Consider the following 21,311-nt stretch of genomic DNA (forward strand, 5'->3'; position numbering starts at 1 on the left):
CCGGTTACATCGCTGTAATACACCATCGATTAGGCGTGATATTGCAGATGTAAACCTGATAACTACAGTTGTTTATCCATGCTGACAAATTCCAGACTAATTCAACCAGCAGAGGATCGACCCGTTCGCTCCAGGATAAAAATATTGAGGTTCTTAAAAGTATTTATAAGCTGATTGAGGCATTACAAATAGCACCTGAAGTGACTGCTTTGGCTGAAAAGATAAAGGCACTGCATAAAGAGTTCAAAAGTAATGAAGCCACGATACGTGCAGTTAAGTATAAGCAGAGGCTGGCCGTTAGTGAGGATGTAACAAAGCTGGATTTAACCTTAAAAGATGACCGCAGCCTTATTGGATAGACTGGTTCATCATTGTGACATTATTGAAACAGGTAATGAATCATTTAGGTTTAAAAACCGGTCTTAAAGTGGTGCACTTTTAAAGCATAACGGTGGCTCATTTTTAGACCATAATTGACAGTTTGTACTCATATATATACTCATTTATGACTGCGCTTTCACGAGATGAGTTGAGACATCATGAAATAAAAAATCCACACAAGCGTGTGGATTTTATGGGGTTTGTCAGTATTCATGAGATTCAATTAAATCTCATGAGACAACAGAAGCTGTTTAGACGTTGAACAAGAAGTTCATCACGTCGCCATCTTTTACGATGTAATCTTTACCTTCTGAACGCATTTTGCCGGCTTCTTTCGCGCCTTGCTCACCCTTGTAGGTGATAAAGTCCTCGAAAGCGATAGTTTGTGCGCGGATAAAGCCTTTCTCGAAGTCGGTGTGAATTTTACCGGCAGCTTGTGGTGCAGTTGCACCTATCGGGATGGTCCAGGCACGCACTTCTTTTACACCGGCAGTGAAATAGGTTTGCAGATTCAGCAATTCATAACCGGCACGGATCACACGGTTCAAACCGGGTTCTTCAATACCTAACTCAGCCATAAATTCAGCGCGGTCTGCATCTTCCAACTCAGCAATATCAGACTCAACTGCGGCACAAACGGCAACTACCACAGAACCTTCCGCCGCAGCGATGGCACGCACCTGATCCAAATAGGGATTGTTTTCAAACCCATCTTCATTGACGTTAGCAATGTACATGGTTGGCTTCAGGGTGAGGAAGCTCAGATAACGGATGGCGGCTTTATCTTCAGCACTCAAGTTCAACGCACGCAGCATGCCAGCATTTTCTAAATGTGGCAGACATTTTTCCAGCGCTTCCAGTTCCGCTTTAGCGTCTTTATCACCGCCTTTAGCTTTCTTCTGAACACGATGCATCGCGCGTTCACAGGTTTCCAGATCGGAAAGTGCCAGTTCAGTGTTGATGGTATCAATGTCATCAACGGGATCTACTTTACCGGCAACATGGATGATGTTGTCATTTTCAAAACAACGTACCACATGACCAATTGCTTCAGTTTCACGGATATTGGTCAGGAACTGGTTACCCAGGCCTTCGCCTTTGGATGCACCCTTAACCAGGCCCGCGATATCGACGAATTCCATCGTGGTTGGCAAAATGCGCTGAGGTTTAACAATCTCGGCCAGTTGGTCCAGACGCGGGTCCGGCATTGGCACCACACCCGTGTTGGGTTCAATGGTGCAGAACGGGAAGTTAGCGGCTTCAATACCCGCTTGCGTCAACGCGTTGAACAGGGTGGATTTACCAACGTTAGGCAGGCCCACAATACCGCATTTGAATCCCATGTTTTATATCACCTTAAATAACTTAAAAATCAACTCGTTAGGGTTAACGTGCTGATGTAATCAAAATTTATGTCGCCATTATACACATTCTGACGATTTATCTCGATCATGCTGTTTCGTCGCCGCAAGGGAACATGCTGTGAGAACGAGTAGGTGATTGATTTTTCTAACTCTGTGCCCGAGATCACGCTTATGCCATCTTAAGTTTCCTGATAAATGTCCGATAACTAGTTATTACAGTCCGCATACTGAATTTGGGTAATTCCAATGGAAATGAGTATCTATAAATGGCTGATCGTCATCTTGTTCGGGGGAATGGCGGGTATTGTGGGAATGCGTTTTCTTACCGCAGATGTTGAGCCTGCCGCTCCCTCCTTTGCCGAGTTGGTTGATCAATATGGGGTGGAAATTGAAAGTCACTCGGGCAAGAGCGTTAGATATGTGGGGTACAAAAAAAATACCCTTTATGAAGATTTCGACAGCATCCAGTTGAAATTTACCGCAGTAACCGACAAGTTTGAACGCAGCCACGACTTATCGCGCAACAAAGAAAAGGCATCAGATTGGGATTCGCTTTTTTGTAGCGATAAATTGAGTGATATTGCGGGCGAATATGATGGTAAAAGCAACAATTTTCTCGGGCGGGTGAGGGTGATATTTTCAGGGGTGGTATTGACCGGTGAGGGACAACAGGGGATTAATGCGCTGTGCAACAAAAATGAATAACAACTAATACAGGCACCCCGGCTTATGTTCGTTAGCCGGGGAACCGGGCCAGTATTATACGCCGGCCTTAAAGGAGTGCAGGCGATTCATTGCCTTAGTAATGTCTTCTTTTAGCAGTATTTCAGTACAGCGGATAGATTCATCAATGGCCTCGTCAATTAAGGTTTGTTCACTGATTGGTGGCTTACCCAAAACAAAACCGGTGACTTTACTTTTATCACCCGGATGACCGATGCCGATGCGCAAACGATAGAAGTTAGGGTTATTCCCCAACCTGCTCTGAATATCTTTCAGGCCGTTATGGCCACCGTTACCGCCACCTAGCTTTAATTTAGCCACGCCCGGCGGGATATCCAACTCATCGTGTGCGACTAAAATCTCTTCCGGCAGAATACGGTAAAACCCAGCCATTGCGGCTACGGCCTTGCCACTGAGATTCATAAAGGTAGAGGGTACCAACAAGCGAACGTCCTGACCTGCCAGATTTAGCCTTGCAGTGTAGCCGAAGAATTTACTCTCTTCTTTCAGTGGTTGATTATGGCGCTGCGCCAATAAATCCACATACCAAGCACCTGCATTGTGGCGAGTTTGGGCATATTCAGCGCCCGGATTTGCCAGCCCAACGATTAATTTAATACTGCTCACGTCGCCATTCGCTATAACTAAAGGAATTAAAGTGCCATAGTTTACCTGTCATAGCGCGTAATAACAAAACTGCTAGCATGAATTTATTTAGAGTGAATAGTTCAAGATGTGAATAGTTGCCTGTATGTATAGTTCAAATTCAGTGCCAAATGTCTGGATTATGTAAAGATTTGTTGGAATATATTTGCCAGTTGTGATCACAAGCGCAATACCTTCCTCGCAAGCCTGACTATACTTAGTTATTAAGTGGACATGAATAATCGCATTAAGCAAGCAGTTTTAGCGCTCAGCTCAGTGGTTATTTATTGGCAACCTAAGTGGAGGTGGCATATGAAACGTAAAAGCGCAGCAAGGGTCGGTAATGTGCTGATGGGATTAGGTTTGGTTACCATGGTCGTAGGGGTAGGTTACTCAATTCTGACAGAGGTATCTCAACTGGGTCTACCGCAATTCTTTGCCCATGGTGCCGTGATGAGTATTTTTGTCGGCGCACTGTTGTGGTTAGTTGGCGCGCGTATCGGTGGGCGTGAGGAAGTTGCGGATCGTTATTGGTGGATTAAGCACTTTGACAAACGTTGTAATCGCAACCAGCGTCACTCCTAGCGAGCAAGGTATCATTAGCGACTAATTACAGCGAAGCTGCAAACATAGACCTGTTTTCTTGGCTTTTTAATTGAGCTGATGTGCAGGAGGGGTAAATGACGGCTCAACGAGCGGTAAGACAAACACCTATTGATCAAGAACTCAGCGATCGAGAGTAGAAAACCCGTTGTCGCATCTGCTTCAACGGGTTTTTCTTTATCTGCTTCAATTTATGCATTGCATAGTATCAATTCGTTATGAACCCCATTCGTGATGCCCAGCAAGTGACCTATCACGAAAATAGCTTAATGGCTAACTGCGGCCAGATAGCACCGCAGGGATATCCACAACCTAATACTGATTAATGCTCAAACATCGCAGAGATGGACTCTTCATTGCTGATACGGCGGATGGCTTCAGCCAACATGCCCGACAGGGTCAGAGTACGCACATTTTTTAATGCCTTGATTTCAGCTGACAACGGAATCGTGTCACAAACAATCACTTCATCGATAACAGAATGTTTGATGTTTTCAACCGCGTTACCAGAGAAGATCGGGTGAGTCGCGTAAGCAAATACACGCTTGGCACCACGTTCTTTCAGGGCTTCCGCTGCTTTACACAATGTGCCACCGGTATCGATCATATCGTCAACTAACACGCAGTCACGGCCAGCAACGTCACCGATGATATGCATCACCTGAGAAACGTTAGCACGTGGGCGGCGTTTGTCGATAATCGCCATATCAGTATCGTTCAGCAGTTTTGCAATGGCTCTGGCGCGAACAACGCCGCCGATGTCTGGAGAGACAACAATTGGGTTTTCCAGATTCTGCTGCAACATATCTTCCAGCAGGATTGGGCTACCAAATACGTTATCAACCGGAACATCAAAAAAGCCTTGGATCTGTTCAGCATGAAGATCCACTGTCAATACGCGGTCAACCCCAACACTTGAGAGAAAATCGGCAACAACTTTGGCAGTGATCGGTACACGGGCAGAACGCACACGGCGATCCTGACGAGCGTAACCGAAGTAAGGAATAACAGCAGTAATACGTCCTGCGGAGGCGCGACGCAGGGCATCAACCATGACAACCAGTTCCATCAGGTTATCGTTCGTGGGTGCGCAGGTGGACTGGATGATGAAAATATCACCACCGCGTACATTTTCGTTGATTTGCACGCTCACTTCGCCGTCGCTAAAACGACCTACAGCGGCGTCACCAAGACTGGTGTACAAACGGTTGGCAATACGTTGTGCTAGTTCCGGGGTGGCGTTACCAGCAAAAAGCTTCATATCAGGCACGAGAAGAACCTCAGGCATGCGTCCAGAGAAGATATTGTCATATCAGTAATCAGGGGCGATTATTCATACTGATTGCAATATACATACGGGTATTTAAAGCCAAAACACGGTGAATAACCGTCATCATTCAAATTACAGGTGTGTCGACTGTTCTCGTTCACCCGCATCACTTACTCATGTAAGGTTATCGGGATTCGCTCGTTTGCCGCTTTCCTGTATCTTGAAATCTATTGGGTACAAAACAGCATTATGAACCGGCTTTCAATCAAATGAGACAGGTATTTTCAGAACCCAAGGTTAGTAGAGCCATTACATCGACCTTACATAACGCTGTAAATCGTTATCTGCACTCACGACTTTCAATTTTCCCAGAGCGCGCACGATGCAGTGGCGAAACATTTACACCACGAGCAACAAAACCATGCAACCACTCCGGGGCAATACTTAACACCTGTCGGGCCGATGCCTCAGTGTCGAATTCTGCAAACACACAAGCGCCGGTTCCGGTAAGGCGTGACGGAGCGTATTCTAACAGCCATGAAAGAGCCTGTTCAACCTCGCGAAAACGTTTTCTTGCGATCGGTTCGCAATCATTTGCGTACGGAATGCTTAAAAGCGCCGCCAGTGGGCGAACTGGCGTATTTCTTTTTAATTCAGGATCAGAAAAAATAATTGGTGTTGGGATGCTTACACCGGGGTGTACCACCAAATACCACTTCTCTAAAGGCTCCGCAGGTTGCAATTTTTCGCCAATTCCCTCAGCAAAGGCAGCATGCCCACGAACGAACACCGGCACATCGGCACCTAATGTTAGGCCAAGAGTGGCCAATTTTTCATCAGAGAAACCACATTGCCACAGTAAATTGAGCGCAACCAGTACCGTGGCGGCATTGGATGAACCACCACCCAGTCCTCCCCCCATTGGTAGGCGTTTATCAATACTGATATCTGCCCCCCGAGGTACTTTTACCGTGCCGGGCTGTTGTTGTGGCAATTGTTGTTGTAGAAATTGTTGTTGTAGCAATCGCGCCGCGCGAATTATCAAGTTCTGTTCGTTTTCTACGCCTGCGACTGGCGTTAATAAGCGAATCTGATTGTCATCTCGCGGCACAATAGTCAGTTGGTCGCCATAATCGAGAAACTGGAACAGGGTTTGTAAGTCATGATAACCATCGGCCCGTTGCCCGGTGATATAAAGAAACAGGTTTAATTTGGCCGGTGAGGGCCAGACATGTTGATGCGTGCTAACCATGTTATTTGACAGTCCAATTATCCATTTTTAGCTTAATTCGCTGCCCGCCCTGGCTCAGTTCCATGCGGCTCGGCAATGCTGGTGTCACTTGAGTGTTGTATTCCTGATAATCAACCACCCACGTCATACCATTTTGTTTATAAGTCACTTGCTTCAAACGGTACTTATCATCAAGGGTGAAATCAGTGGTATCACCGGGTAACCCTAAAATCCACTGACGTAAGCTTTCCAATGGGATGGACATCCCCGTCAACTTTTGAATCATTTCCTGTGGGTCATCACTGACATAGCGTTTGCCTTGATTATCGGTCAACTGGGTAACGCCAGGTTGTACCACCAATTCCAGTTCTGTGCTGCCCAATGGGTTGGTCAGCAGTAGGCGATAGCGCTCAGGTGTGGTTTGTTGCCAGAAAAAGCGCGCATAGACTTTTTGTTTTTCAGAAATATACGCAAAGGCACCCCGGGTCTGGAATTGGCTCAATTGTTGTAATTGTTGTTCATGTTGCCGCCACTGTGGCGATGTCGGACTGGTCGCCGGACCGGTCGGTGGCGTGGTGCTACAGGCTGCCAGCAACAGAGTTGCTAAAGGGAGCAGGCGATAAAAACTGATTTTATACATCGACATATGGCTATAAATCCTATCGGTCGCACGGGTATCATTGGCGACGCGTCTTTGATGAGGTCATGTTACCGATAAATAATAATTTTTGATAAAACAAATTATTTGATACCTGGCTAATTGGTATCTGAGGTGCTCACGCTAACGGGCTGAAGGCTGAGCGTCAATCTCTTGTTCTATTTTGTACAGGGTTTACCCAATATTGTTGTACAGCAGATAACCAATTTCTGACCATAATTTATGATAATACTTAGGATATTGCACTGTGACTTTTATTGAACCCGCGCATCAAGTAGAATGCGGTTCAGACGAGAATCCATACTAACATCAGTATTACTCGAAGCCGTTCTCATGACTCTGCTTGCATTAGGCATTAATCACAAAACTGCGCCTGTATCTTTACGTGAACGAGTGAACTTTTCACCGGAATCTATCGACCAGGCGCTTGTCAGCTTGCTCCAACAGCCGTTGGTGCAGGGCGGTGTCGTATTGTCTACGTGTAACCGAACTGAGTTGTATCTCAGCGTAGAGCAGCAAGATAATCTGCATGAACAACTTATTGCCTGGCTCTGTACCTATCACAAACTCAGCCCGGACGAAGTGAAAAAAAGCCTGTATTGGCACCATGGTAATGATGCCGTCAGTCATTTGATGCGTGTTGCCAGCGGGTTAGACTCACTGGTATTAGGCGAACCTCAAATTTTGGGGCAGGTGAAAAAGGCCTTTGCTGAATCTCAGCGTGGTCAATCGCTGTCTGGCGAGTTGGAGCGGTTGTTCCAGAAGTCTTTCTCGGTTGCCAAACGGGTTCGGACAGAAACAGATATTGGAGCCAGTGCCGTTTCGGTTGCTTTTGCTGCCTGTACTCTGGCACGTCAGATATTTGAGTCGCTTTCTGAACTGAATGTGCTGTTGGTGGGTGCTGGGGAAACCATTGAGCTGGTGGCTCGTCATCTGCGTGAGCATCAAGTTAAGCATATGATTATCGCTAACCGTACCCGTGAGCGAGCTCAAGTGCTGGCGACAGAAGTGGGGGCCGAAGTGATTACTTTGCCGGAAATTGATGCCCGATTGGCCGATGCCGATATTATTATCAGTTCAACGGCCAGCCCATTGCCTATTATTGGTAAGGGAATGGTCGAACGTGCTCTGAAAAGCCGCCGCAATCAGCCAATGCTGTTTGTCGATATCGCCGTACCACGGGATATTGAGCCGGAAGTGGGTAAACTGTCTAATGCCTATTTATACAGTGTTGATGATCTACACGCGATTATTCAGCACAATATGGCACAGCGTCAGGCCGCTGCGGTGCAGGCCGAATCAATAGTACAGCAGGAAAGCATGAATTTTATGGCCTGGCTACGTGCGCAGGGGGCGGTTGAAACCATTCGTGATTATCGTTCTCAGGCCGAACAGGTTCGTAGTGAGATGACCGCTAAAGCATTGGCCGCCATTGAGCAGGGTGCCAATGTAGAACAAGTGTTGAATGAGTTGGCCCATAAGCTCACTAACCGCCTGATTCATGCTCCTACCAAATCCCTCCAGCAAGCCGCCAGCGATGGCGATATGGAGCGGTTGCAATTATTACGCGACAGCCTTGGGCTGGATCAGCATTAGTTTCCTCTAATTACAGGGTTTAAAACCACGGATGAAGTCTTCTATTGTTGCCAAACTGGAAGCGTTACAAGAGCGTCACGAAGAAGTGCTGGCGTATCTTGGCGATGCCAGCGTTATTGCCGATCAAGACCGTTTCCGCGCGTTGTCACGTGAATATGCGCAATTAACGGATGTCACCCGCTGTTTTAAAGAATGGCGCAGCGTGCAAGATGATCTCGAAGCCGCAGAAATGATGCTGGAAGATCTTGAAATGCGCGAAATGGCTCAGGAAGAACTGAAAGAAGCAAAAGCGCGCAGTGAAGAGCTGGAACAGCAGTTGCAAGTGTTGTTGCTCCCTAAAGACCCTGATGATGAGCGTGATTGTTTTCTTGAGATTCGTGCCGGGACCGGTGGTGATGAAGCGGCTATTTTTGCTGGTGATATGTTCCGCATGTACAGCCGTTATGCTGAAGCACGCCGTTGGAAAGTTGAAATCATGAGCGCCAGTGAGGGCGAGCATGGTGGCTATAAAGAAGTGATTGCCAAGGTCTCTGGTGATGGGGTGTTTGGTCAGTTAAAATTCGAGTCAGGTGGTCACCGTGTGCAACGTGTACCCGAAACCGAATCACAAGGCCGTATTCATACCTCTGCCTGTACCGTCGCGGTAATGCCTGCCATTCCTGAAGCTGAGATGCCGGAAATCAATGCCGGTGATTTGCGTATTGATACTTTCCGCTCGTCTGGTGCCGGTGGTCAGCACGTTAACACCACCGATTCGGCAATCCGTATCACCCATATTCCAACGGGCCTGGTGGTGGAGTGTCAGGATGAACGCTCACAACATAAGAACAAAGCCAAGGCGATGTCGGTGTTGGGTGCACGTATCCGTGCCGCAGAAATGCAAAAGCGTCAATTGGCGGAAGCTTCCGAGCGCCGTAATCTGCTTGGTTCAGGTGATCGCTCTGATCGTAATCGCACCTATAACTTCCCACAGGGCCGAGTGACCGATCATCGCATTAACCTGACCCTCTATCGCCTGGATGAAGTGATGGAAGGCAAACTGGATATGCTGATTCAGCCGATTGTGCAGGAATATCAAGCCGACCAGCTCTCTGCGTTGTCAGAGCAAGATTAATGGACTATCAGCAGTGGCTGTCGTTAACGGCAGCCCGTTTCAGTCAGAGTGACAGCCCCAAGCGCGATGCCGAGATTCTATTGAGTTTTGTCACCGCAAAGGCGCGTACCTATGTGTTGGCTTTCGGTGAAACTAAGCTGACAGCCGATCAGTTACAGCGATTGGAACAACTGGCAACCCGGCGTGAGCAGGGGGAACCTATTGCTTATCTGGTTGGGGAGCGCGAATTCTGGTCATTGCCACTCAGTGTTTCCTCCGCCACTCTTATTCCACGCCCTGACACCGAATGTTTGGTTGAACAGGCGTTGGCGCATCTGCCAGCCACTCCTTGCCATATTTTGGATTTGGGTACCGGTACCGGTGCTATTGCTTTGGCGTTAGCCAGTGAGCGGCCAGATTGTGCTGTGGTGGGTGTGGACATCCAAGCCGAGGCTGTTGCACTGGCTCGCCATAATGCAGAAAAGCTGGCCATAGATAATGTACATTTTCTGCAAAGTAGCTGGTTTGACGCGGTCGACGGACAATTTACGCTGATTGTTAGCAATCCTCCTTATATTGATGCTGATGACCCGCATCTGAACGAAGGTGATGTCCGCTTTGAGCCTCACAGTGCGCTCGTCGCACCTGCCGAAGGGATGGCTTCACTGGACGAGATAATCCGTTGTGCGCCGGCTTATTTAGAGGCGGGAGGCTGGTTAATGTTGGAGCATGGCTGGCAGCAAGCCGATGCAGTACAGAAATTACTTAAAAACGCCGGATTTAGTGCTGTAATGACGCATAAAGATTATGGTAATAATGATCGTGTTACTTTGGGGCAATGGATCGGCTAATCAAGAAGAATCTGATTTTGTGCGGCATTTATTCGGCAACAAATAAAAAAAACGATAAATATTTAACATAGATAAGGAAGCGAGAGTCATGTGGGTTGATTATATCGCCATGAAGTATTTGCATTTACTCACAGTGGTTATCAGTATTACGCTGTTTGTATTACGTTTCTTTTGGAAATGTCGCGGTTCGGCTATGATGGATAAGCGCTGGGTAAAAATAACGCCACATATCAATGATACGTTGCTATTTGTCAGCGGTATTGTACTGATTTTTATCACTGGATTTTACCCTTTCAGTCCGCAAGGAACATGGCTGACTGAAAAGCTGTTTGGCGTTATTATCTATATCCTGCTTGGCTATGTCGCATTAGGTAAGCGAACCCGCAGCCAGAATCGTCGCTGGCTTGCTTTCATACTCGCATTGGGTTGCCTGTATTTGATTGTCAAACTGGCAACAACTAAATTACCACTGCTGATGGGATATCTATGAGTAGCATTGCTGATTTCGAATTTAACAACGCGTCCCTGTGTGATGGGGTGTTATTGGTTACCCAGGAGATTCGACAGAATTTTCCACTGGTTGATGTACGCAACCAATTACAACAGCTCGTTGATGATGCCCGGGCTGCGATGCCCGCCGATCTCAATCAGGATCAGCAATTAGAAGTGCTTATTGATCTGTTTTACCGTAAATGGAAATTTGGCGGTGCTGGTGGCGTTTATCGCCTGTCAGACGCTATCTGGCTCGATAAAGTGTTGGATAAACGCCAAGGGACGCCAGTATCGCTGGGCGTCATTTTCCTGCACATCGCCCATCAACTGGATCTACCTTTGATGCCAGTTATCTTTCCAACTCAATTAATTCTTCGGGCTGATTGGTTAGATGAAGAAATGTGGCTGATTAATCCGTTAAACGGTGAAACACTTAATGAACATATGCTAGAAGTGTGGATTAAGGGCAACCTGGGTTTGAGCGCCGAACTGGAAGATGAAGATCTGGAAGAAGCGGAAAATACCCTGATTGTGCGTAAAATGCTTGATACATTGAAAGCGGCATTAATGGAAGAGAAGCAGATGGAATTGGCATTACGCGCCAGTGAAGCGGTATTGGCTTTTGACCCCGATGACCCCTATGAAATCCGCGACCGTGGCTTGATTTATGCCCAACTGGATTGCAACCATATTGCTATCTCTGATTTAAGTTATTTTGTTGAACAGTGCCCGGAAGATCCGATTGCTGAAATGATAAAAATGCAGATCCACTCCATTGAGCAACAGCGGGTGACATTGCACTGATCTCTTTTATACCACGGTTGTATGGTAGCCATGTCTTGCGGCATAACCGTGGTAATTAATCTCGATTTACCCTTTATAAAGGTATTAGTATGAAACAGAAAGTGGTTAGCATTGGCGATATCAACGTAGCGAACGACCTACCTTTCGTGCTGTTCGGCGGCATGAATGTGCTTGAGTCGCGCGACCTGGCAATGCGCATTTGTGAACATTATGTCACGGTGACCCAAAAGTTGGGCATTCCTTATGTGTTTAAAGCCTCGTTCGACAAAGCCAACCGTTCTTCAATTCATTCTTACCGTGGTCCCGGTTTGGAAGAGGGAATGAAAATCTTCCAAGAGCTGAAACAGCAGTTTGGTGTCAAAATCATCACCGATGTGCATGAAGCCAGCCAGGCAAAACCGGTGTCCGAAGTGGTTGATGTTATTCAATTACCGGCATTTTTGGCGCGTCAAACTGATTTGGTTGAAGCTATGGCCCGCACTGGCGCGGTTATCAACGTGAAAAAACCGCAGTTTGTCAGTCCTGGGCAGATGGGCAATATTGTCGATAAATTTAAAGAAGCCGGTAATGATCAAGTGATCTTGTGTGATCGCGGCAGTAACTTCGGTTATGACAATCTGGTGGTTGATATGTTAGGTATCAACGTTATGGTCCAGGCGACTGGCGGTCATCCAGTTATTTTCGATGTGACTCACGCATTACAATGCCGTGACCCGTTTGGTGCAGCCTCCGGTGGCCGCCGTGCTCAAGTGGCTGAACTGGCGCGTGCTGGCATGGCTGTTGGTTTGGCAGGGTTGTTTATCGAAGCGCACCCAGAGCCGAACAGCGCCAAGTGTGATGGCCCGTCAGCTTTGCCATTAGACAAACTAGAACCGTTCCTGGTGCAGATGAAAGCTATCGATGATTTGGTGAAGAGTTTCCCGGTGCTGGATACCAGCAAGTAAAAAGTGTTCGCCGGTAATATTTGAATAAAGAAAAGGCAGTGTAGGTAACTACACTGCCTTTTTTGAAAACCGTCATACTCACTCAAAGGGACTAACCTCTTACGCGTAAAGCCTCCAGCGCTTCTGGCAGTGACCCATAAAAACTCAACTTGCCTTCAATGGGCTGCACTCTGGCTCTTGCCAGCGTCTTCAGCGGCTGGAAAGGAATATCCGTGATAACGAGCTGTTGTTGCTCGCCCAGCGCCTCTGTGAAGCGTAGGAACGCATTTAGGCCACCGGCATCCAGAACCGGTACTGCATCCCACTGTAAAATAATGGTTTGATAATTCTCACAACGGCTGAGTAACTCATTAAATATCCGCTCTGCGGCAGCGAAAAACAGTGGCCCGTTCACTCGCAATACCAGCGTATGCTCATCAACAGTCGCGGGTATCTCACTCAGGCGCGTCATGCGCGCAATGCGCCGCATAAACAGCAGCGAGGCCAACACAATACCCACCGTGATTGCAATCACCATGTCAAATAATACGGTCAGACTCATGCACAACAACATCACAATAATGTCATCTTTAGGCGCTCGGCGCAGGAGATCAACGACTTTATGTGCCTCACTCATGTTCCAGGCCACAATCAGTAGCAGAGACGCCATCGCAGCTAAAGGCAGATAAGACAACATCGGTGCCAGTACCAGTAACGCCAGTAAGACCAACAGTGCGTGGATGATGGCTGACACCGGTGAGGTTGCACCTGCGCGAACATTAGCCGCAGAACGAGCAATGGCGGCAGTCGCAGTGATCCCGCCAAAGAATGGTGCAATGATATTCCCCAGTCCCTGACCGACTAACTCACTGTTGGAGTGATGTTTTTGTCCTGTCATACCATCAAGTACGACGGCGCAGAGCAATGACTCAATTGCGCCCAGCATTGCCATAGAAAAGGCTGCGGGCAGTAATGCAGAGAAGGTTGCCCAGTTCAATACAAATGGCTGACTATTGGCAGCAGGTAAATTCCACGGCAAGACAAATTGCGGCAGGATGGGGGGAATGCCGTGGCCTTGGGTGCCATCGGCCAGTAAATAGCCAAAGCGTGAGCCGATAGTCGCCACTTGATGATCAAATAGGGATAACACCGCCATGACGGCAGTACCCGCAACCAATGCCGGTAAGTGACCCGGTAACTTTAATTTTAACCGTGGCCAGAGTATTAATACCAGCAGGGTGACGGTTGCAATTAACGTATCACTGAGGTTGATAGTTGGCATTGCTTGAGCCAACGCGGCAACTTTACCAGCATAATTTTCCGGCACTTCTGTCAGGTGCAGGCCAAAGAAATCTTTCACCTGCATGGTGGCAATGGTGATACCAATACCTGAGGTAAAACCGAGGGTGACGGACAGCGGGATATATTCAATCAATCGGCCAAGTCGCCCTAGGCCCATAAATAATAAAAATATACCGGAGATCAGTGTAGCCAGAAGTAAACCCGCTAAACCAAACTGCTGTGATACCGGATAGAGAATAACCACAAAAGCGGCAGTGGGGCCGGATACGCTATAGCGGGAGCCGCCGGTGACCGCAATGACAATACCGGCAATAGCGGAGGTATATAAGCCGTATTGTGGTGGGACACCACTGGCAATAGCCAGTGCCATCGCCAGTGGGATAGCAATGATACCGACAGTGACACCGGCAATTATATCTTTGAGAAGTCTCTGAAGTGTATAGGTTTCTCGCCAGCAAGCGTCAATAAGCGCGCTGAACGGCCTAATGCCGTTAATTCCGTGCGTTTTCATCTAAGGTGCAAACCAAATAAAGAAAAGACAAAATAAATGGCGGGCCAGTAGGGGTCCGTCTCGAGTAGCAGAACACAACGATACGCCAATTAGGTGACTAAGATCTAGATGTATATCAATCTCAGCCGGGAAATTAGATAACTGTCGGTTTTATAAAGAGGATTAAATGAACGGATTCATGGTGGACCAGTGCATTCCTCCCCTGAATAAATGAAAAGTGGATATTATCCTCACTAGCGCCTTCTTTTAGGCCCAAGTATCGGAAATTGAACAATAAGCATCCAAGCCAGGGCTGCATCCTGTGTGCGAAATCGAAAGCGGGTGATTAGACGACATCTTGTTACATAAATTGAAGGAGTGGTCCCATAATGAAATTATTCAGGAATAAAACCTGTCTCACAGCTAAGATTTGAGTTAGAAACTATGACTATTAACCATGCTTAATGTTTAGGATTTCCAATGAATATATTCGACGTAAAACGTTACTTAATGTTAGTTGGCAATAAGACAAACCAATGTCAGCCAAAATCCTCGCTGAGAATTCAAAGGATTAATGCTACGCCATGAGCGAATTAGAATCTCTATCGACACTATACCGAGATGCTTGTGTCACCTATGCGACGCTCTCAATCAGTTATTTTGCCTTAAGTAAGAACAGTGCTTTTTCTTACAATGGGGATGTCTGGAAACGTATTCTATTTGGTGTCGCATCGGGACTGGTTTCACTTTATCTGAATCAGGACCAGTGGGTGATTTCAGGTGCGTTTTTCTATAGTTTCGAGTTGATTCCGATTATTTTGGTCACTTTCTATGGTGGTTGGTTAAGTAGCTTGACAGCATTGCTGATTAATTTTGCTTTCACAGGCTGGTTTACCCTCGACAATATTCTTATAACAATAATATTTATTCCGCTCATACTGTCACGAGTCTGGGAGCGAAAAAGCAATCGTATTTTTTATACCGCAATCCTCGCTATTGCGATTTATCGTATGGTCGTTGCTATATTAGTTGCCCCGCATATTTTGACCTGGGCCCAGGTGATAGTATATCAACTGATTTCCGCGCTCTGTTTGGCTATTTGCTACCATGCACTGAATTTTAAAGAGCGTCATATCTCCGCCTATTTTTCGATGAAAAACCGGGCGAATATTGACAAATTAACTCAGCTAAATAACCGGGCAAGTATTGATTATCGATTAACGGCAATTCACAACAGTCGCCAGGCGTGTGGTTTAATGATTCTGGATCTGGACCATTTTAAGTCGGTGAATGACAGCTATGGTCATGACGGTGGTGATTTACTTCTAACAGAAGTGGGGAAGCTGTTGACGTCAATCATTCGTGATGAGGATTTTGTTGGCCGTTATGGCGGTGAAGAGTTTATTGTTATAACCCGCCGCCATGAACCACAAACGATTAAAGCGGTTGCCGAGCGAATTCTCCAACAAGTTGAGAATCTTGCGGTGGTTTTACCTGACGGACGTAAAATAAAGGCCACCATCTCGATTGGTGCGTCTCTTTATTTGCCTGGAATGTCGATGCTAAAAGCATTAAAAATGACGGATGAAGCACTTTATCAGGCGAAGAAACAAGGGCGCAATCAAGTAGTTTATAGCCGATTAATGCCATTTTCCCCATTGGGAGACCGCATAGATAAAGAGAGGCGCCGCCGTAAGTTGTAGAAACACCTTGGTGGGAGTCACGAAAAAGGCTCTGACTTTCGTCAGAGCCTTTTGCTCGAATATGGCGGTGAGAGAGGGGTTCGAACCCTCGATACACTTACGCGTATACACACTTTCCAGGCGTGCTCCTTCAGCCACTCAGACACCTCACCGTTATGTTACCGCGCTAAGCACGGCAACGGGGCGGTACTATAGGGACCAGCAGGCAGATGGTCAAGCAGTATTTACCCGTTGCCATTCATCTGGTTATTCTGCATGCATATAGCGTAAATCACCGGCAAATTATAAGCAATTAACGCCAATTTTTCGCCTGCAGAGGTGAATCAACCATCACATAATCGGCACCGAGATCTTTAGCTAGTTGATAATCTTTTGCAGAGTTTATGCCAATCAGCAAAATTTTTGCATCTTCGCTCTGCTTGAAACAGTCCATTGCCTGTTGATTCCAAACCAATTGGGTCCGGGTTGTTCCTTTACCCAAGGTGAGTTTCTCCACGACCTTTACATCACGTCTTAATTCAAAGGCATAATGTCTATTCTGGCTGCTAATAAATGAATTGCCCTTGTTTTTGGCTATTATACATTCATCTGCCATCACCGCAGTAGCTAAAATTTTACGGGTTTTATTACGTGTCTCGAATTTACTTATATAATCAGGTAGCGCATTAAGATATTTTTTCTCAGTAGAATAGAAAACAATGCGGTCAGGTGAGAGAATATTTTCTCTCACTTCTGTTATGGCATTCGCTATTATTTTTGGATCTGCATCAGGAGACTTAATATCTATAGTGAATTTTGTTTGTGGGAATGATAATAAAACCTGATGTAATGAGGGGATCTTTACTCCCCATCCGCGGAATTTATACTGATCGTCACTTTTAAAGTGATAGGCCGCATCTAATAACTGTAATTCTTGCCAAGAGTGGTCAGAAACCAGGCCGTTGCCGTCAGTCAATTCGCTCAAATCTTTGGGCCGATAGAGTACTAAAACACCATCTTTACTGAGTTGAACCGAGACCCAAATAATATCAGCGTTATTTGATAACGCTTTACTGATGGCATGTCGAGTGTTTTCTGGGTAATCGGCTGTTCCTGCACGATGAGCAACGATTAACGGCGAGGCTGATAGGGAGTTAACACACAGGGTCAATAGTAAAGAAATAAAATAAAATCGCTTATTTTTCATTTGATACCTCGATATGGGTTATTTCGGATTTATAATATTCCTTATCTTGTAACATGTAATATTGAACTGGAAATAAACTAATTAGTAATAGAGGCATTTAATAAAGTGATTATGTTTATGCCCGTCATACTTAAAGCTGCATGTGCGTTGGCTACGCTCAATAATCTGAATTACTTACAAATGTAAGCCCATCGGGTGAGCATAAATGCTGTTCAAATCGATTCCCGACCGATTTGTATTTCGTTTGCCGCCTTCCTGCAACTCGAATTATTTAGGGTGTATCTGTCTGAAACGACATTTGGCAGGAAATAAAGCTATCTGAAGGCGAAAAAAAACGGCAATCGGGTTAACAGGTTCAGGTATGAAACCAGACATGTTATCGATTGCCGCTTCGTTTGTCGTAGAAACCGAGGTTCATCTACAGACTAAATATGGCGGTGAGGGAGGGGTTCGAACCCTCGATACGCTTACACGTATACACACTTTCCAGGCGTGCTCCTTCAGCCACTCAGACACCTCACCGTGTTACAGCTATCAACTACGCTAAACGCGGTCGACCGGCGTAATGTAGGCAAAAGTGTGCCCAGCGTCAACCCTCTTATATTGGCTTTGTTACTGGTTAGCTAAAGTTACAGCAGTTTGCTGATTTCATCGTCATTTCTTGCGGGTAACACTTGCATCTGACCGTTAATCGCGGAAATCTATCAGGTACTTTCGCAAGGAGCTGGCAAATAATGAATATTATTTTTTATCACCCGTTTTTTGAAGCAAAACAGTGGTTGTCAGGCATACAATCTCGTTTGCCCACGGCGAAAATCAGGCAGTGGCGACGTGGTGATACACAACCGGCGGATTATGCTCTCGTCTGGCAGCCACCACAGGAAATGCTCGCCAGACGTGTTGAACTGAAAGGCATTTTTGCTTTAGGGGCGGGGGTCGATGCTATTTTGGATCAAGAGCGCCGCTCTCCGGGCACATTGCCAACCGGAGTGCCGTTGGTACGATTGGAAGACTCTGGTATGTCATTGCAAATGCAGGAGTATGTGGTAGCCAGTGTATTGCGATATTTCCGCCGAATGGATGAGTATCAACTGCAACAACAGCAGAAAGTGTGGCAACCGCTGGAGCCGCATCAGCATGATAAATTTACCATAGGTATTCTTGGGGCGGGGGTATTAGGTAAAAGCGTGGCCCACAAATTGGCTGAGTTTGGTTTTACCGTGCGTTGTTGGAGCCGTACACCAAAACAGATTGAGGGTATAACCAGTTTTGCCGGCAAAGAGAAACTATCGACTTTCCTGCAAGGGACACAATTATTGATTAATTTGCTGCCCAATACGCCCGAAACTGTCGGTATCTTGAACCAATCGCTGTTTTCACAATTGAATGCTAACGCTTATGTGATCAATATTGCGCGTGGTGCACATTTATTGGAGCGTGATCTATTAACTGCAATGAGTGTTGGGAGCGTCGCAGCGGCGACATTGGATGTATTTGCTGAGGAACCCTTACCGTCAATGCATCCTTTCTGGAGTCACCCACGCATCACTATTACACCGCATATTGCAGCGATAACCCTGCCGGAGATAGCGATGGATCAGGTAGTTGCCAATATTCAAGCCATCGAAGCGGGGAGAGTGCCAGCGGGCCTGGTCGATGTGGTACGAGGTTACTGATTTACATACTGACTCGGTTCGATGAGATATAGCGATAGCCCTGCAAGTAAGGGCTTTTAGCGCTGTTGATGAGAAGAATTCCTGCTATCATTAGCAGTCTATGCTTTACCTGCAAAAAAGCCATCCTGCCTTAAAAGACTTTGTGGAGTAGTCATGTATCCTGTTGATTTACATATGCATACCATCGCCAGCACCCATGCTTACAGCACCCTGCACGATTACATTGCCGAAGCTAAGTTAAAAAATATTAAGCTGTTTGCCATTACTGACCATGGCCCGGATATGGCTGATGCCCCGCATTACTGGCACTTTATGAACATGCGTGTCTGGCCACGGTTGGTAGATGGTGTGGGTATTTTGCGCGGTATTGAGGCCAATATTAAGAATTTGGACGGTGATATCGATTGTACCGGCCCGATGCTTGATGCCATCGACCTGCTAATTGCCGGCTTCCATGAACCTGTATTCCCGCCTCAAGACAAAGCCGCCAATACTCAGGCAATGATTGCGGCCATGGCACAAGGGAATGTGCACATCATCAGCCATCCCGGTAATCCTAAATATCCTGTTGATATTCCAGCTATTGCTGATGCAGCGGCAAAATACAATGTGGCGTTGGAGTTGAATAACTCGTCCTTTACGCATTCACGCAAGGGCAGCGAAGCGAACTGCCGGGCGATTGCCGAAGCGGTCCGTGATGCCGGTGGCTGGTTGGCATTAGGTTCTGACTCCCATATTGCCTATTCATTGGGGATTTTCGAACATTGTGAGCGGATTATTGCTGAGGTGAATTTCCCGCCAGACCGTATTTTGAATGTTAGCCCGCGCCGGTTACTGAATTACCTTGAGCAACGTGGCCGCCCGGTAATCCCTGAGTTGGCTGATTTATAATATAAAGTATGTGACATTGTCACTTGTGGTTTAAATATTTATAAGAAACAGGAAGATGTAAATGAATGATTTCTCTCTGGTGTGCCGGGTTCTTGGGTCACTATTTTATCGCCAACCACAAGATCCGCTACTGGCCCCCCTTTTTGCGCTGATAAGTCAGGGTAAATTAGAGCAGCACTGGCCACTGGAACAAGGTGAGCTGCTGACGCGTTTGCAACAAGAGTATCAGCCACAGGCGGTGGCCGCTGATTATAACGCGTTGTTCGTCGGCGACGATGGTAGCGTGTCACCTTATGGCAGCGATTATGACGATGCTTGCCCAGAAGCTGAGGTCAGAGCGTTTTTGCAACAACGAGGGATGCCGCTGGGCGATGGCCCAACTGATCATTTTGGCGGGTTATTATTGGCTGCCTCTTGGCTGGAAGACCAGGCCGCAGAGGATGAGATTGCGGCTCAAACCGCACTGTTTAACGACTATTTACTGCCCTGGTGTGGTCGCTTTCTCGGCAAAGTAGAGGCCCACGCTAACACCGGTTTTTATCGGACGTTGGCTCAGTTGAGCCGCGAAGCGTTACAGGCGATGTGGGATGAGTTGTCTGAAGATACTCTGCCGACTTAAGTAACCCGGTTGGATTAATGAGCCTCATTCTTTGAGGCTCATTTTGCGAGCTAGCATAAATACTGTTCAAACCGGTTCCCGACCGATTTGTCATTCGTTTACTGCAACGCCAATGGCATTTGGTATCAGTGACGATGCAGCAGACGATAGCCTGTAAACCTCGCAGTGCAGCTAGTCAGTCAGTGGGATGACTAACTGGCCTGGTTTCACTTCTAAACCTTTTGCCAGCTTTTTCGCCATCCCTTCAGCTTTACTCTTTTCACTGTCCAACACATAGACCGGTTGCTGATCAAAGTAGGATTTCAACGACTGATTCAGATAAGGGGTCAGTGCTTTCATCACTGAATCCATTTTTTCCGGCTTAACGGTATAATCAGTCAATTCCATATCTTTTAGGAAGATAGCGCCTTTCTCACGATCGAATATCGGTTGCGCTTTTAGTGTCAGCGTCATATCCGCACTTTGTGGGCCAAGGATCGAGGTAATGTCTACTTTGGCATTACCGGTTAAGGTCACTTTACCAGGCTCAGTACGGCCAATCTGGCTCTGCAATTGCGTCAAGATAATGTGGGCGTCAACCAGACCGGGTATGCCAATCTGCTTTTCATAGTTATTGTGTTTTTGCAGATATTCATTGATTTCCTGTTCGCTCAATGTGTATTGAGTTAATTGGTTACAGCCGACCAGTGTCGTGGTCACAATCAGCGCAGCAGCGCCCCACATTAATGTCTTCATCAAAACCTCATAGCAATATTTACTAAACAAACCAGATGGCGCATCACATCAAACCAGACAAACAGGCCAATAGTA

At 46.6% G+C, this 21,311-nt stretch carries 21 protein-coding genes, 2 tRNA genes and 1 pseudogene; 14 read left to right on the forward strand and 10 right to left on the reverse strand.

From position 1 onward, the window contains the following. Positions 1-68: 68 nt before the first annotated feature. Positions 69-359, forward strand: a complete 291-nt coding sequence (locus Q2T71_RS09360) for a hypothetical protein (protein ID WP_372558895.1) — start codon at positions 69-71, stop codon at positions 357-359. Then, a pseudogene (locus Q2T71_RS09365) lies at positions 334-426 on the forward strand (ATP-binding protein); the annotation flags it as partial. The gene Q2T71_RS09360 and the pseudogene Q2T71_RS09365, both read left to right, overlap by 26 nt. A 206-nt stretch (positions 427-632) precedes the next feature. Here the strand turns inward: Q2T71_RS09365 and ychF are convergent. After that, a complete protein-coding gene (ychF, locus tag Q2T71_RS09370; RefSeq protein ID WP_083159031.1) occupies positions 633-1,724 on the reverse strand; it encodes a redox-regulated ATPase YchF in 1,092 nt (363 codons plus the stop codon). Between the two features lie 267 nt (positions 1,725-1,991). On the opposite strand from ychF, the gene Q2T71_RS09375 reads away from it, so the two are divergent. Beyond that, positions 1,992-2,450, forward strand: coding sequence for a hypothetical protein (locus tag Q2T71_RS09375; protein ID WP_372558896.1), 459 nt, complete (start codon positions 1,992-1,994; stop codon positions 2,448-2,450). A 54-nt stretch (positions 2,451-2,504) separates the two neighbouring features. Here the strand turns inward: Q2T71_RS09375 and pth are convergent, their stop codons facing one another. Beyond that, positions 2,505-3,095, reverse strand: coding sequence for an aminoacyl-tRNA hydrolase (gene pth, locus Q2T71_RS09380; RefSeq protein WP_372558897.1), 591 nt, complete (start codon positions 3,093-3,095; stop codon positions 2,505-2,507). Positions 3,096-3,425: 330 nt separating this feature from the next. Between pth and ychH the strand changes: the two genes are divergently transcribed. Further along, the gene (gene ychH, locus Q2T71_RS09385) at positions 3,426-3,698 is read left to right on the forward strand and encodes a stress-induced protein YchH (protein ID WP_083159029.1); all 273 of its coding nucleotides are present in this window, start codon (positions 3,426-3,428) and stop codon (positions 3,696-3,698) included. Positions 3,699-4,038: 340 nt separating this feature from the next. Here the strand turns inward: ychH and prs are convergent, their stop codons facing one another. From prs to lolB, 3 genes are all read right to left on the reverse strand, one after another. Then, entirely contained in the window at positions 4,039-4,986 is a 948-nt protein-coding gene (prs, locus tag Q2T71_RS09390; protein ID WP_004390739.1) for a ribose-phosphate diphosphokinase, read from the reverse strand. 340 nt (positions 4,987-5,326) lie between these two features. Next, complete coding sequence (gene ispE, locus Q2T71_RS09395; RefSeq protein ID WP_372558898.1) at positions 5,327-6,238, reverse strand: 4-(cytidine 5'-diphospho)-2-C-methyl-D-erythritol kinase; 912 nt, start codon at positions 6,236-6,238, stop codon at positions 5,327-5,329. A 1-nt stretch (position 6,239) separates the two neighbouring features. Further along, positions 6,240-6,863: a lipoprotein insertase outer membrane protein LolB gene (gene lolB, locus Q2T71_RS09400; protein WP_372558899.1), complete on the reverse strand. Its 624-nt coding sequence runs from the start codon at positions 6,861-6,863 to the stop codon at positions 6,240-6,242. A 345-nt stretch (positions 6,864-7,208) separates the two neighbouring features. Between lolB and hemA the strand changes: the two genes are divergently transcribed. From hemA to kdsA, 6 genes are all read left to right on the forward strand, one after another. Beyond that, a complete protein-coding gene (hemA, locus tag Q2T71_RS09405) occupies positions 7,209-8,471 on the forward strand; it encodes a glutamyl-tRNA reductase (protein WP_083159026.1) in 1,263 nt (420 codons plus the stop codon). A 31-nt stretch (positions 8,472-8,502) separates the two neighbouring features. Next, positions 8,503-9,585 carry a peptide chain release factor 1 gene (prfA, locus tag Q2T71_RS09410; protein ID WP_005185162.1) on the forward strand — a complete coding sequence of 361 codons (1,083 nt, stop codon included), beginning with the start codon at positions 8,503-8,505 and terminating at the stop codon, positions 9,583-9,585. Next, entirely contained in the window at positions 9,585-10,415 is an 831-nt protein-coding gene (prmC, locus tag Q2T71_RS09415) for a peptide chain release factor N(5)-glutamine methyltransferase (protein ID WP_372558900.1), read from the forward strand. The genes prfA and prmC overlap by 1 nt, the downstream gene beginning before the upstream one ends. Before the next feature lie 88 nt (positions 10,416-10,503). Next, positions 10,504-10,905 (forward strand): SirB2 family protein, encoded by a 402-nt coding sequence (locus Q2T71_RS09420; RefSeq protein WP_005185164.1) that lies wholly within the window; start codon positions 10,504-10,506, stop codon positions 10,903-10,905. Next, on the forward strand, positions 10,902-11,711 hold the full coding sequence (gene sirB1 / locus Q2T71_RS09425; RefSeq protein ID WP_372558901.1) for an invasion regulator SirB1: 810 nt from the start codon (positions 10,902-10,904) through the stop codon (positions 11,709-11,711). The genes Q2T71_RS09420 and sirB1 overlap by 4 nt, the downstream gene beginning before the upstream one ends. An 89-nt stretch (positions 11,712-11,800) precedes the next feature. Next, the gene (gene kdsA / locus Q2T71_RS09430; RefSeq protein WP_005185168.1) at positions 11,801-12,655 is read left to right on the forward strand and encodes a 3-deoxy-8-phosphooctulonate synthase; all 855 of its coding nucleotides are present in this window, start codon (positions 11,801-11,803) and stop codon (positions 12,653-12,655) included. Positions 12,656-12,746: 91 nt separating this feature from the next. On the opposite strand, the gene dauA is transcribed toward kdsA, so the two are convergent. Next, positions 12,747-14,447, reverse strand: a complete 1,701-nt coding sequence (dauA, locus tag Q2T71_RS09435; protein WP_372558902.1) for a C4-dicarboxylic acid transporter DauA — start codon at positions 14,445-14,447, stop codon at positions 12,747-12,749. Between the two features lie 563 nt (positions 14,448-15,010). Here dauA and Q2T71_RS09440 point away from each other — a divergent pair. After that, positions 15,011-16,129 (forward strand): GGDEF domain-containing protein, encoded by a 1,119-nt coding sequence (locus Q2T71_RS09440; RefSeq protein ID WP_372558903.1) that lies wholly within the window; start codon positions 15,011-15,013, stop codon positions 16,127-16,129. Between the two features lie 62 nt (positions 16,130-16,191). Here the strand turns inward: Q2T71_RS09440 and Q2T71_RS09445 are convergent. The 3 genes from Q2T71_RS09445 to Q2T71_RS09455 form a co-directional block, all read right to left on the reverse strand. Continuing rightward, a tRNA-Ser gene (locus Q2T71_RS09445) sits at positions 16,192-16,281 on the reverse strand. A 140-nt stretch (positions 16,282-16,421) separates the two neighbouring features. Continuing rightward, positions 16,422-17,315 (reverse strand): glycerophosphodiester phosphodiesterase family protein, encoded by an 894-nt coding sequence (locus Q2T71_RS09450; RefSeq protein ID WP_372558904.1) that lies wholly within the window; start codon positions 17,313-17,315, stop codon positions 16,422-16,424. A gap of 432 nt (positions 17,316-17,747) precedes the next feature. After that, a tRNA-Ser gene (locus Q2T71_RS09455) sits at positions 17,748-17,837 on the reverse strand. A 212-nt stretch (positions 17,838-18,049) separates the two neighbouring features. Between Q2T71_RS09455 and ghrA the strand changes: the two genes are divergently transcribed. The 3 genes from ghrA to Q2T71_RS09470 all read left to right on the forward strand — a co-directional run bounded on the left by ghrA (position 18,050) and on the right by Q2T71_RS09470 (position 20,501). Next, complete coding sequence (ghrA, locus tag Q2T71_RS09460; RefSeq protein WP_372558905.1) at positions 18,050-18,991, forward strand: glyoxylate/hydroxypyruvate reductase GhrA; 942 nt, start codon at positions 18,050-18,052, stop codon at positions 18,989-18,991. A gap of 153 nt (positions 18,992-19,144) precedes the next feature. Beyond that, positions 19,145-19,882 carry a phosphatase gene (locus Q2T71_RS09465; RefSeq protein ID WP_372558906.1) on the forward strand — a complete coding sequence of 246 codons (738 nt, stop codon included), beginning with the start codon at positions 19,145-19,147 and terminating at the stop codon, positions 19,880-19,882. Between the two features lie 61 nt (positions 19,883-19,943). Next, the gene (locus Q2T71_RS09470; RefSeq protein WP_372558907.1) at positions 19,944-20,501 is read left to right on the forward strand and encodes a molecular chaperone; all 558 of its coding nucleotides are present in this window, start codon (positions 19,944-19,946) and stop codon (positions 20,499-20,501) included. A 171-nt stretch (positions 20,502-20,672) separates the two neighbouring features. Here the strand turns inward: Q2T71_RS09470 and Q2T71_RS09475 are convergent, their stop codons facing one another. After that, entirely contained in the window at positions 20,673-21,236 is a 564-nt protein-coding gene (locus tag Q2T71_RS09475; RefSeq protein WP_372558908.1) for a lipoprotein, read from the reverse strand. Positions 21,237-21,311 lie beyond the last annotated feature (75 nt).

Origin of the sequence: Yersinia sp. 1652 StPb PI (assembly GCF_041538345.1) — a bacterium.
Lineage (GTDB): Bacteria > Pseudomonadota > Gammaproteobacteria > Enterobacterales > Enterobacteriaceae > Yersinia > Yersinia enterocolitica_E.

Bases quoted from the DNA above. Each gene is read 5' to 3' on its own strand.
- ghrA (WP_372558905.1), top strand. From the start codon at position 18,050: ATGAATATTATTTTTTATCACCCGTTTTTTGAAGCAAAACAGTGGTTG.
- ychF (WP_083159031.1), bottom strand. From the start codon at position 1,724: ATGGGATTCAAATGCGGTATTGTGGGCCTGCCTAACGTTGGTAAATCC.
- Q2T71_RS09375 (WP_372558896.1), top strand. From the start codon at position 1,992: ATGGAAATGAGTATCTATAAATGGCTGATCGTCATCTTGTTCGGGGGA.
- Q2T71_RS09470 (WP_372558907.1), top strand. From the start codon at position 19,944: ATGAATGATTTCTCTCTGGTGTGCCGGGTTCTTGGGTCACTATTTTAT.
- hemA (WP_083159026.1), top strand. From the start codon at position 7,209: ATGACTCTGCTTGCATTAGGCATTAATCACAAAACTGCGCCTGTATCT.
- lolB (WP_372558899.1), bottom strand. From the start codon at position 6,863: ATGTCGATGTATAAAATCAGTTTTTATCGCCTGCTCCCTTTAGCAACT.
- ispE (WP_372558898.1), bottom strand. From the start codon at position 6,238: ATGGTTAGCACGCATCAACATGTCTGGCCCTCACCGGCCAAATTAAAC.
- sirB1 (WP_372558901.1), top strand. From the start codon at position 10,902: ATGAGTAGCATTGCTGATTTCGAATTTAACAACGCGTCCCTGTGTGAT.
- kdsA (WP_005185168.1), top strand. From the start codon at position 11,801: ATGAAACAGAAAGTGGTTAGCATTGGCGATATCAACGTAGCGAACGAC.
- Q2T71_RS09450 (WP_372558904.1), bottom strand. From the start codon at position 17,315: ATGAAAAATAAGCGATTTTATTTTATTTCTTTACTATTGACCCTGTGT.
- ychH (WP_083159029.1), top strand. From the start codon at position 3,426: ATGAAACGTAAAAGCGCAGCAAGGGTCGGTAATGTGCTGATGGGATTA.
- Q2T71_RS09420 (WP_005185164.1), top strand. From the start codon at position 10,504: ATGTGGGTTGATTATATCGCCATGAAGTATTTGCATTTACTCACAGTG.
- dauA (WP_372558902.1), bottom strand. From the start codon at position 14,447: ATGAAAACGCACGGAATTAACGGCATTAGGCCGTTCAGCGCGCTTATT.
- Q2T71_RS09465 (WP_372558906.1), top strand. From the start codon at position 19,145: ATGTATCCTGTTGATTTACATATGCATACCATCGCCAGCACCCATGCT.
- prmC (WP_372558900.1), top strand. From the start codon at position 9,585: ATGGACTATCAGCAGTGGCTGTCGTTAACGGCAGCCCGTTTCAGTCAG.
- Q2T71_RS09475 (WP_372558908.1), bottom strand. From the start codon at position 21,236: ATGAAGACATTAATGTGGGGCGCTGCTGCGCTGATTGTGACCACGACA.
- Q2T71_RS09440 (WP_372558903.1), top strand. From the start codon at position 15,011: ATGAGCGAATTAGAATCTCTATCGACACTATACCGAGATGCTTGTGTC.
- prfA (WP_005185162.1), top strand. From the start codon at position 8,503: ATGAAGTCTTCTATTGTTGCCAAACTGGAAGCGTTACAAGAGCGTCAC.